Source organism: Burkholderia sp. COPS (assembly GCF_019425585.1).
Classification (GTDB): Bacteria; Pseudomonadota; Gammaproteobacteria; order Burkholderiales; family Burkholderiaceae; genus Burkholderia; species Burkholderia cepacia.
In genome coordinates, this window is the sequence record NZ_WIXR01000068.1 from 18,496 (window position 1) to 29,945 (window position 11,450).

At 68.6% G+C, this 11,450-nt stretch carries 4 protein-coding genes; 2 read left to right on the top strand and 2 right to left on the bottom strand.

Annotated features, from left to right (window positions below):
* The first annotated feature begins 2 nt into the window (after positions 1 to 2).
* Both FOZ70_RS35725 and pbpC read left to right on the top strand, forming a co-directional pair.
* Positions 3 to 5,993, top strand: coding sequence for an alpha-2-macroglobulin (locus FOZ70_RS35725; protein WP_219707771.1), 5,991 nt, complete (start codon positions 3 to 5; stop codon positions 5,991 to 5,993).
* A 45-nt stretch (positions 5,994 to 6,038) separates the two neighbouring features.
* Positions 6,039 to 8,450 (top strand): penicillin-binding protein 1C, encoded by a 2,412-nt coding sequence (pbpC, locus tag FOZ70_RS35730; RefSeq protein WP_219707772.1) that lies wholly within the window; start codon positions 6,039 to 6,041, stop codon positions 8,448 to 8,450.
* A gap of 31 nt (positions 8,451 to 8,481) precedes the next feature.
* Here the strand turns inward: pbpC and FOZ70_RS35735 are convergent, their stop codons facing one another.
* Both FOZ70_RS35735 and FOZ70_RS35740 read right to left on the bottom strand, forming a co-directional pair.
* Entirely contained in the window at positions 8,482 to 9,888 is a 1,407-nt protein-coding gene (locus tag FOZ70_RS35735; protein WP_048024905.1) for a methyl-accepting chemotaxis protein, read from the bottom strand.
* Positions 9,889 to 10,155: 267 nt separating this feature from the next.
* Positions 10,156 to 11,226: a porin gene (locus FOZ70_RS35740; protein WP_219707773.1), complete on the bottom strand. Its 1,071-nt coding sequence runs from the start codon at positions 11,224 to 11,226 to the stop codon at positions 10,156 to 10,158.
* Positions 11,227 to 11,450 lie beyond the last annotated feature (224 nt).

Here is an 11,450-nt window from a genome sequence, read left to right on the forward strand (position 1 = left end):
ACATGGATTTGCTGCGCTTCCTGCTGCTCCTGCCGATTCGCGCGGCGGGCTTCGTCTGGTGGCTGCTCGGCTGCGCGCTGCGGCCGCTGGTCGGCGACGTGTCGTGGACGGCGCCCGCGTGGATGGGCATCACCGCCGCGGCCGTGCGCCGCCGCCCGTGGCACGCCGGCGGCATCGTGCTGCTCGCGGCCGCGCTCGGCTACGGCGGTTACTGGTTCAAGCATCGGCCGAAGCCGCCGGAGCCCGAGACCGTCACTTTCACCGTGAAGGCGCCGCCGATCACCACCTATGAGGTGGACGACAGCGACAAGCCGAAGATCACCGTGCATCCGCTCGACGTCGTGTTCGCGCAATCGGCCGCGCCGATCGAGCAGGTCGGCAAGCCGGCCGGAGACGGCATCGAGATGACGCCCGCGCTCAAGGGCGCGTGGGCGTGGGTCGACGACAAGACGCTGCGCTTCACGCCGGCGGCCGACTGGCCGGTCGGCGCGCACGTCGAGGTGCGTTTCGCGGTGCACCGGGTGTTCGCGCCGCAGGTGACGATGCACGACGACCGCTTCGCGTTCGATGTGCCCGCGTTTGCCGCCACGTTCGGCAACAACGAGTTCTACCGGAATCCCGACAATCCGGCGGAGAAGCAGGCGCTGCTGCAGCTGCGCTTCAACTATCCGGTCGATCCGGCCGAATTCGAGAAGCGCATCGGCCTCGTGCTGGTCGGCCGCGACGGCAAGAATGCGACGCCGCTGCGCTACACGGTCAACTACGACAAGATGAAGACGAGCGCGTGGGTGTATTCGCAGCCGCTCGAGATTCCGCGCGATCCGCTGGTCGCACGGCTCGACGTCGACAAGGGCGTGAAAAGCGCGCGCGGCGGCAACGGCACGCCCGACGTGCTGCACGCCTCGGTCGACGTGCCGGGGCTGTACAGCCTGTCGATCGACAACATCGCGCCGACGCTCGTCGACAACGAGCGCTACGAGCCCGAGCAGGTGCTCGTCGCGGAAGCGTCCGACGGCGTGCGCAGCGCCGATCTCGCCGCGCGCGCGAAGGCGTGGGTGCTGCCGAAGCGCAAGCCGGGCGTCGATCAGTCGGACGACGATCCGCCGTACGAATGGAACGTGGCCGACATCAGCGAGGCGGTGCTGAAGCAGTCGAAGCCGCTGCCGCTCGAGGCGGTGCCCACCGAGAACGATTTCGCGACCCTGCAGAGCTTCAAGTACCATGCGACGCCGGGCGAGCGCGTCGTCGTGCGGTTCGAGGGCGACTTGAAGTCGGCCGGCGGCTACCTGCTCGGCAAGCCCGTGACGACCGCGTTCACGGTGCCCGACTATCCGAAGCTGCTGCGCTTCATGGCCGACGGTTCGCTGCTGTCGATGAGCGGCAGCAAGCGGTTGTCGGTCGTGTCGCGCAACCTGCCGGGGATGAAGGTCGAGATCGGCCGCGTGCTGCCCGACCAGCTCCAGCATCTCGTGAGCTTCAACAACGGCACGTACGCGCGGCCCGAGCTGTCGTATTCGTTCAGCGAGGATCACATCGTCGAGCGCTTCGTGCAGACGCGCGCATTCCCGGCCGGCGACCCCGGCAAGGCGCATTACGAAGGCATCGATCTCGGCCAGTACCTGAAGGGCGGCAAGCGTGGCGTGTTCCTGCTGCACCTGACGAAGTACGATCCGGCCGCCGAGAAAAAGAAAGCCGACGATGCGAAGGATGGCGATGCTTCGTCCGGTGACGGCAGCCAGGATCAGTCCGACAATGCCGATTCGGGCGACAGCAGCGGCAACGGCGACGACAGCGCGCTCGGCGATACGCGCCTGATCGTCGTGACCGATCTCGGGATGCTGGTCAAGAAGGCGCTCGACGGCAGCCAGGACGTGTTCGTCCAGTCGATCCGCACGGGCAAGCCGGTTGCGGGCGCAACGGTATCGGTGCTCGCGGTGAACGGCCAGGCGCTGTTCACGCAGACGACCGCCGCCGACGGCATCGTGCATTTCCCAGCGTTCAAGGGGCTCGACCGCGAGAAACGTCCGCAGCTGTACGTCGTGAAGAAGGACACCGACCTGTCGTTCCTGCCGGTGGCCGGACGCGATCGCCAGCTCGACTTCTCGCGTTTCGACGTTGACGGCGAGCGCAATGCGACGGGCCAGGGGCAACTGTCCGCGTACCTGTTCTCGGATCGCGGCCTGTACCGGCCCGGCGATCCGTTCCACATCGGCCTGATCGTGCGTGCCGCGAGCTGGGCGCGCAGCCCGGCCGGCGTGCCGCTGCAGGCGGAGATCGTCGACCCGCGCGGGATCACGGTCGAGCGCAAGCCGGTGACGGTCGATGCGACAGGCTTCACCGAGCTCGGCTATACGACGGCCGAAACGGCGCCGACCGGCACGTGGACGGTCAACCTGTACATCGTCAAGGACGGCCAGCCCGGCGCGGAGCCGATCGGCAGCACGACGGTGCAGGTGAAGGAGTTCCTGCCGGACCGGATGAAGGTCGACGCGAAGCTGTCGCAGCAGGTCGTCGAAGGGTGGGTGAGGCCGAAGGGGCTGAAGGGCGTCGTCGACGCACAGAACCTGTTCGGCACGCCGGCGGAGAAGCGTCGCGTCGCGGCGACGCTGACGTTGCGCCCGGTGTGGCCGTCGTTCCGCAGCTGGCAGGGTTATCACTTCTTCGACGCGCGCCGCGCGAAGGAGGGCTACACGACGACGCTGCAGGACGGCACGACCGACGAGCACGGCCATGCCGAATTCGACCTCGACCTCGACAAGTACGCGGACTCGACCTACCAGCTCTACTTCCAGGCGAAGGCCTATGAGGCGGAAGGCGGGCGCAACGTCGCCGCGAACGCGCAGACGCTCGTGTCGAACAACGACTGGCTCGTCGGCTACAAGTCCGTCGACGATCTCGGCTACGTGAAGCGCGGCAGCCCGCGCACGGTGCGGCTCGTCGCGATCGATCCGAACGCGAAGGCGATCGACGTGAAGGGCCTGCGCGCGCAGCTGGTCGAGGAGCGCTACGTGTCGGTGCTGACCAAGCAGGATTCCGGCGCATACAAATACGATTCGCGGCTGAAGGAGGTGCCCGTCGACGAGAAGCCGCTGACGATTCCGGCCGCCGGGCTCGACTTCACGCTGCGCACCGACAAGCCGGGCAGCTATGCGCTCGTGATCCGCAACGCGGACGGCGCCGCGGTGAACCGGATCGAGTATTCGGTCACGGGCGACGCGAACGTCACGCGTTCGCTCGACCGCAACGCGGAGCTGCAGGTGAGCCTCGCGAAGCACGACTACAAGCCGGGCGAGCAGGTCGAGATCGCGATCCGCGCGCCTTACGCGGGCAGCGGTCTGATCACGATCGAGCGTGACAAGGTGTATGCGCACGCATGGTTCCATGCGGACACGACGAGCTCGATCCAGCACATCACGGTGCCGGCCGGTTTCGAGGGCAACGGTTACATCAACGTGCAGTACATCCGCGATCCGTCGTCCGACGAAATCTTCATGAGCCCGCTGAGCTACGGCGTCGTGCCGTTCTCGGTGAACCTCGATGCGCGCCGCAACGCGCTGTCGGTCGATGCGCCGGCGCTCGTGAAACCCGGCGACACGGTGAATTTCACCGTGCATTCGGCGAAGCCCGCGAAGGTCGTCGTGTTCGCCGTCGACGAGGGCATCCTGCAGGTCGCGCGCTACAAGCTCGGCGATCCGCTGAAGTTCTTCTTCCGCAAGCGGATGCTCGAAGTCGGCACGTCGCAGATCCTCGACCTGATCCTGCCGGACTTCGAGAAGCTGATGGCGATGGCCGCGCCGGGCGGCGACGCCGACGACGCGATCGGCCGTCAGTTGAACCCGTTCAAGCGCAAGCGTGACAAGCCGGTCGTCTACTGGTCGGGGATCGTCGACGTGAACGGCGACACGCGCCTGAGCTACACCGTGCCCGACTACTTCAACGGCAAGCTGCGCGTGATGGCCGTGTCGGTGTCGCCGGACCTGGTCGGCACGTTCGAGGGCGCGACGACGGTGCGCGGCGACTTCGTGCTGTCGCCCAACGTGCCGACGACGCTCGCGCCGGGTGACGAGGCCGACGTCAGCGTCGGTGTCTCGAACAACCTGACGGGCGCCGGCAACCAGCCGGTGCCGATCGCGGTCACGCTGAAGACGGGGCCGCAGTTGCAGGTGATCGGGCCGGCCACGCAGAACGTCGCGCTCGCGCCGCAGCACGAGGGCGTCGCGATATTCCGCGTGAAGGCGACCGATACGCTCGGCTCGGGCGCGCTGTCGTTCGGTGCGCGCTATGGCGCGAAGGGTGCGCAGCAGCGCGTCGACGTGTCGGTGCGGCCGGCCGCCGCGTTCCGCACGCAGCTCGACATCGCGCGGCTCGACCCGGGCAAGAAGGCGAGCGTGCCGAACCTGCGGTCGATGTACGACGCGTATGCATCGCGCGACGCGAGCATCTCGACCGCGCCGCTCGTGCTGTCCGAAGGGGTGGCGTCGTATCTCGTCAACTTCGAGCACTACTGCAGCGAGCAGATGGTGAGCGCGGCCGTGCCGCGCGTGTTCGCGGCGAAGTGGCTGTCGGTGCGCGCGCTGACGAGCGCGATGCATGCGACCGACGCCGGCGCCGACACGTCGAACGCGGCGGCGATCGCGCAGTTCCTCGGCGTGCTGCGCGGCCGGCAGAACGCGCAGGGCGGGTTCGGCCTGTGGAGCGCGACGCCCGACGCCGATCCGTTCGTGTCCGCGTACGCGATGCACGTGTTGCTCGACGCGCGCGAGCGCGGCATCGCCGTGCCGAAGGACATGCTCGACGCGGGCAACCAGTATCTGCAGAAGCTCGCGGCGAACGATTCGCTCGGCTCGCTCGACCTGCTGCGCCAGCGCGCTTACGCGGTGTACTTGCTGACGCGCCAGGGCAACGTGACGACCAACAGCCTCGCGGCCGTGCAGAAGCGGCTGCAGGACGCGTATCCGAACGACTGGAAGAACGACCTCGCGGCCGCCTGGCTTGCCGCGTCGTACCAGCTGCTGAAGCAGGACAAGGAGGCCGCGGCGCTGATCGCGGGCCCGCAGGCGCTGCTCGAGCGCAAGCGCGCGTCCGACGGCGGTTACGTGACCGGCTACTACCTCGATCCGCTGACGCGCGACGCGAGCGTGCTGTACCTGATCGCGAAGCACTTCCCGGAGCGCGTGCGCAAGCTGTCGCCGCGCGCCATGGACAACCTCGCCGCGCCGCTCGTCGACAACCGCTACAACACGCTGTCGTCGGCGATGACGATTCTCGCGCTCGATGCGTATGCGGCGTCGAGCGCGGGACAGCTCGACCAGCTCGCGATCGACGAGGTACGCGCGGGCGCCGCGCCGAAGGACGTGTCGTCGATCCAGGCGAACCTCGTGCGCTCGGGGACGTGGGCGGCCGGTGCGTCGCGTGTCGACTTCGTGAACGGCAGCACGCTGCCCGCGTGGTGGATCGCGAGCCAGTCGGGCTACGACCGCGGCACGTCGACGAAGGCGATCAGGAACGGCCTGGAGATCGTGCGCGACTACACCGACACGGACGGCAAGCCGCTCGGGAAGATCACGCTCGGCCAGGAGATCGACGTGCACCTGAAGATCCGCGCGACGGGCCAGGCGAACGTCGGCAACGTCGCGATCGTCGACCTGCTGCCCGGCGGCTTCGATCCGGTGATCGCGCCGCCGCCCGTCGCCGACACGCAGGACGGCGACAGCGACGGCGGCGCGTCGGCGCCGGCGGCCGATGCGCCGTGGCGTTCGCCGATCGGCGTCAAAGGCTCCACGTGGCAGCCGCAGTTCGCGGACGTGCGCGAGGACCGCGTGGTGATCTACGGCACCGCGACGACCGACGTGCGCGAGTTCGTCTACCGGATCAAGGCGAGCAACGCGGGCCGCTTCGTCGCGCCGCCGGCTTACGGCGAGTCGATGTACGACCGCCGCGTGCAGGCACAGGCACCCGGCGGCACGGCACTGACCGTGGAGCGCGTGCGATGACGGCGCGGCTGCAACGGCCGTGCCGGGTGCGCGGGGCGCCCGCGCGTGGCTGACGCCCCGGTGCTGCGGCGCGCGCTGCGCGGCGCCGGCCGCTGGCTGCATCGCTGGCAGAACTGGATCGCCGGCGCGCTGCTCGTATTCGGTGCGCTGGCCGCGTGCCGGCTGTGGCCGCATCCGCCGCTGCGCGACTGGAAGCCGTCGTCGGTCGCGGTGGTCGATGCACAGGGCCGCTTGTTGCGGCTCACGCTGGCGAAGGACGACCGCTACCGCCTGTGGGTGCCGCTCGACCGGATGTCGCCGCAGCTCGTCGAGGCCGTGATGCTGCACGAGGACCGCTGGTTCCGCTGGCATCCCGGCTTCAACCCGTACGGCCTCGCACGTGGTGCGTGGATCACGTATGTGCGCGGCGGCAATCCGCAGGGCGGCTCGACGCTGACGATGCAGCTCGCGCGCTCGCTGTGGCGGCTGAACACGCGCACGCCGGCGGGCAAGCTCGAGCAGGTTGCGCGCGCGGTGCAGCTCGAACTCTTCTATTCGAAACGGCAGATCCTCGAAGCCTATCTGAACGATGCGCCCTACGGCCGCAACGTCGAAGGCGCGGGCACCGCGAGCGTCGTGTATTTCGACCGGATGCCCGATGCGCTGACGCTGCCCGAGGCGCTCGCGCTCGCGGTGATTCCGCAGGACCCGGCGCGGCGCGTGCGCGGCGGGCAGGACGAGATCAACCGTGCGCTGGCCGCGTCGCGCAACCGGCTGTATGCGCGCTGGCTGACGAAGCATCCGGGCGATGCGTCGCTCAAGCCGCTGTTCGCGTTGCCGCTTGCGATGCGGCCCTTGTCGGCGCTGCCTTTCGATGCGCCGCACGCGGTCGACCAGGCGCTCGCCGCACGCAGCGCGTGGCGCACGGCCTCGGGCGGTGCGCCGGACGACAGCGACGGCGGCGCGCGGCTCGTGACGACGCTCGATCTCGACCTGCAGCGCACGCTCGAACGGCAGATCGCGCGTTATGTCGCGCGCAACGACACGCGCGGCGTGCGCAATGCGGCGGCCATCCTCGTCGATACGCGCGACATGGGCGTGAAGGCGCTGGTCGGTTCCGCGAACTTCTTCGATCGCACGATCGACGGGCAGGTGAACGGCACGCTCGCGCGGCGCTCGCCGGGCTCGACGCTCAAGCCGTTCATCTATGCGCTCGGTTTCGACCAGGGCGTGCTGCATCCGCAAACGGTGCTGCGCGACGTGCCGACCGCGTTCGGCCCGTATGCGCCGGAGAATTTCGACGGGCATTTCCTCGGGCCGATCACCGCGACCGACGCGCTGAACCGCAGCCGCAACGTGCCGGCCGTGTGGGTCGCGTCGCAGCTCAAGTCGCCCGACCTGTACCGGTTCCTGCAGGAAGCCGGCGTGCGCCGGCTCGCGAGCGCGCAGCACTACGGGCTCGCGCTCGTGCTCGGCGGCGGCGAAGTGACGATGCAGGATCTCGCGGGCCTCTACGCGATGCTCGCGAATCGCGGCGAATTCCGGCCGCTGCGGCTGCGCGCCGACGAACCGGCGCTGCCCGGCCGGCGCTTGTTGAGCGCGGAGGCGAGCTACATGACGATGGACATGCTGCGCCAGCATCTGCGCCCCGACGAAACGAGCGGCGCGCAGCCGTCGAGCGTGCCCGTCTACTGGAAGACCGGCACGTCATGGTCGTTCCGCGATGCGTGGACGGCCGGCGTGTTCGGCCCGTACGTGCTGGTCGTGTGGGTCGGCAATTTCGACAACTCGACCAATACGGCGTTCGTCGGCGTCGACGCGGCCGCGCCGCTGTTCTTCCAGGTCGTCGACGCATTGAATGCCGAACGCACGCTCGTCGAGCCGCCGCGCGCGGTGCCGCCGCACCTGAAGCGCGTGCGGATCTGCCTCGCGAGCGGCGACCTGCCGAACGAGTGGTGCCCGCAGCAGGGCTGGACGTGGTTCATTCCGGGCACGTCGCCGATCCGTGTGAGCACCGTGCACCGGCCGGTCGTGATCGACGACGCGACCGGGAAGGCCGCGTGCCCGCCTTACGACGGCAAGCGCACGCATACGGAGATCTTCGAGTTCTGGCCGTCGGATCTGCAGCAGGTGTTCGTGCAGGCCGGCATTGCGCGCCGGCGGCCGCCGCAGAACGCGGAGTGCCGCGACGCGGGGCAGGTCGACGGCGATCCGCCGCGCATCACGTCGCCGCTGCGCGGCAGTACGTATGCGATGCGCGTGAAGAGCACGGAGGAGACGCGCATCGCGTTCAACGCGACGGCCGATGCGAGCGCGCATGCGCTGTACTGGTTCGTCAACGATGCGTTCGTCGGGCGCAGCGTGCCGGGCGATGCGCTGTTCTGGCAGCCGCGGACGGCAGGCAGCTATACGGTGCGCGTGGTCGACGATCACGGCCGCAGCGATCAGCGGCCGCTGGCGGTGGGGCTCGAACAGTGATGGACGACGGCCTGCCGGTGCAGGGCCGGCCTCAGACGCTGTAGCCGATCCGCAGCACGCCCCATTGCCGTCCGCCGACGACGATGGGCGCGGAAACGTCCTTCATCAGCGCGAAGTTGCCGTTGCCCATGTCGCGCCGATAGGTCTGCAGCAGGAACGGCTTGGTATGCGACACGGAGGTGCGCGCCGTGCGATCCGTGTAGATCCGGCGATTCCGGCAGTTCGCGGCGTTCCACGCGGCGTCCGCGCGCTGGGGCAGCGAGAATTTCCGGTTGTGGGTCGGCAAGTAGCACTGCCGGTCGAAGCTCGCGCAATAGACGATGCGCGCGTCGATCCCGAGCACCGGCTCCTGGATGGCCGGCAGCACGCGATCGGTGAAGTCGGTGAAGCGCGTCATGAACTGCTGCGGATCGGTGCCGGGAATCGGCACGTAGTTTGCGTCGAAGAGCGCGTCGAGTGCGATCTCGCCGCGCCCGACCGCTTCCTCGAAGCACTTGCTGATCGCGGCGGCCGTGTGCCGCGCGGTGTCGATCAGGCGCGTGTCGGGCGATTCGATGCCGGTCGCGGCCGTGAGTTCGATGAGCGTCTCGGAGACGGAGAGCAGGTTGCCGAGCCGGTCCTTGGCCTGCGAGAAGTTGTCGCTCGAATCCTCGACGCCGGATGCCATCTCGCCGACCTGTTCGTCGAGCCGGTGGCATTGCGTCTCGATGTCGTCCGTCAGCGACGCGATCTGCTCGGCCTCGCCGGCGAGCTCGGTGATCGCGTGCCCGGTCGCGTGCACGACTTCGCCGATCGTACGGGTGCCCTCGCGCACGCGATGCGCGCGGGCGGCATTGTCGGTTCCTTCCGCGATCAGGTGTTCGGTCTGCTCGGCGAGGCGCGCGAGGGTAGTCTCGATCTGGGCCGTCGCCTGTCCGGTCTTCGCGGACAGGTTCTTGACCTCGGCCGCGACGACGGCGAAGCTGCGGCCCGAATCGCCGGCACGCGCGGCCTCGATCGCGGCGTTCAGCGCGAGCAGGTGAGTCTGTCGCGCGATCACGGAGATCTCCTCGGACACGGCCCGTACATGATCGAGCGCGTCGCGCAGCGCACCCATCTGGTTGCCGATCGACGTGACGCCTTCGACGAGGCCGTGGATGTCGGCGAGCGACGCCTCGATCGTCTGTTGCGACTGGCGAACCGCGTTCGATGCATTCGCGCTCACGGCGCGCACCTGCTGCGCGGCCTCGGCAATCCGGTGGTTGCCGCGCAACGTGACGGCGGCCGATTCGCGCAGCGTGTGGCAGACCTCCGCCTGTCGGGCGACGCGGGCCGCGACTTCCTCGACGTGACCCGACACGTCGCAGATCTCGATGCCGAGCTTGCCGGCCTGCTCGGCGATGTCGCCGACGAGCGCGCGCGACGAACGGTGGCCGCGGCCGATTCCGAAGAAGTTCACGTTGCTGGGTCTCCTTGAAGGGACGCGTGCCTGGTCATCGGCGGATGCTGGGCGTGCGTTCCTGTCTTGACGGCAGTGAGGGCACGGACTTGAGGTCGGGTAAACATCGAGACCGGGATCGGGATGGCGGGTCGTCCGGCCGGTGCCGCGCGTTGCCCGCCATTCACGGCGTTTGCTGCTTTTGCGGCGTTTTCGGCGGCCGTGTTCCGGCGCCGGGCCGGACGGGCGCACGCGGGCTGCCCGGCCGGCCCGGCGCGTCGCGCCGCGTCAGAACACGTGGTGGATGCCGGCGTTGACGCCGACCGTCGTGCCCGGCAACCCGAACAGCGCGCCGCCGGTGATGCCGAGGCCCGTATTCATCGCGCCATGGTTGTTGACGACACCGACCTGCGCGTACAGGCCCGTTCGTTTCGACAGGCTGTAGTCGGCGCCGAGCGCGGCAAGCAGCGAATGATTGTGCGAATCGTTGCGATCGATCGTGTACCACGCGCCGGTGTTCAGGTCGAGGGCCGGCGTGACGCGATAGTCGAGGCCGGCACTGTACACGTTGTTGCTGAACGAACCGGCAACCTTGTAGCTCGTGAACGACGCCTTGCCGGTCACGGGCCCGAACGTGTAGGCGGTGCCGATCGTGCGGCCGACGAACGCGACCGTGCTCGATACCGGCGTCGGCGACGTGCCGCCGTTGCCGTCGTAGAGCGCCGCGTTGAGCATGAAGCCGCCATTCGTATACGTGAGACTGCCGGAATACTGGCGTCCCGCCTGGAAGTCCCCGGCTTTTCCGCCGAAGCCGAACATCGCGCTGCCCGTGAGCCCGGCGATCGTCGGGCTCGTGTACGAAATCGCATTCGGGTTGAAGAGGCCGGTGACGAGCACGTTGTCGACGTACGGGATCAGCGCGGCGCCGAAGTGCGAAACGTTGCGCGGGTCCGATCCGAGCACCGCGAGCACGAACGGCGAGAACTGCAGGCCGATCTTCGTTTCGCCGAACCCTCCGTCGATCCCGACCCACGCCTGGCGGCCGAAGAAGTTGCCGTTCGAATGGCCGAACGCTCCGTCGGTGATGTTGAAGCCGCTCTCGAGCTTGAATTTCGCGTGCAGCCCGCCGCCGAGATCCTCGGTACCCGTCAAGCCGAAGTTGGTCGGCGTCATGCCGGTGTCGGTCAGCGCAAACTGGCGGCCCGCATTGCCGCCGGTCGTCGAATCGAGCGACCGGCTCGTGTAAAGCAACGCGGCGTCGAGGTCGCCGTACAGCGTGACGCTGCTCTGCGCGAAAACACTCGTGCTCGCCGCCGCGCCGAGCAGCGCCGCGCAAATCGTCCGTGTCGTGATCTTCATCGTCTGTCTCCGTTTTGTTGAATTTAGTAATACGTATAGCTAATTAATATTGCGGCGGCGGAATCGACGCGTGCCGCCTGCATGCCGTGCCGTCGGGGAACGCACGGCGGTGCTTCGCGAGGGCCGGAATGCGACCGCATCCCGGCACCGCGACGAAGCGAAACGCTCCGCCCGGGCGGGCGGTGTTACAGCGAACGGTTCAACTGCTCGAGGATGGCCGGGTT

Coding starts and splice junctions, on each gene's coding strand:
- FOZ70_RS35725 (WP_219707771.1), top strand. CDS start 3: ATGGATTTGCTGCGCTTCCTGCTGCTCCTGCCGATTCGCGCGGCGGGC.
- FOZ70_RS35740 (WP_219707773.1), bottom strand. CDS start 11,226: ATGAAGATCACGACACGGACGATTTGCGCGGCGCTGCTCGGCGCGGCG.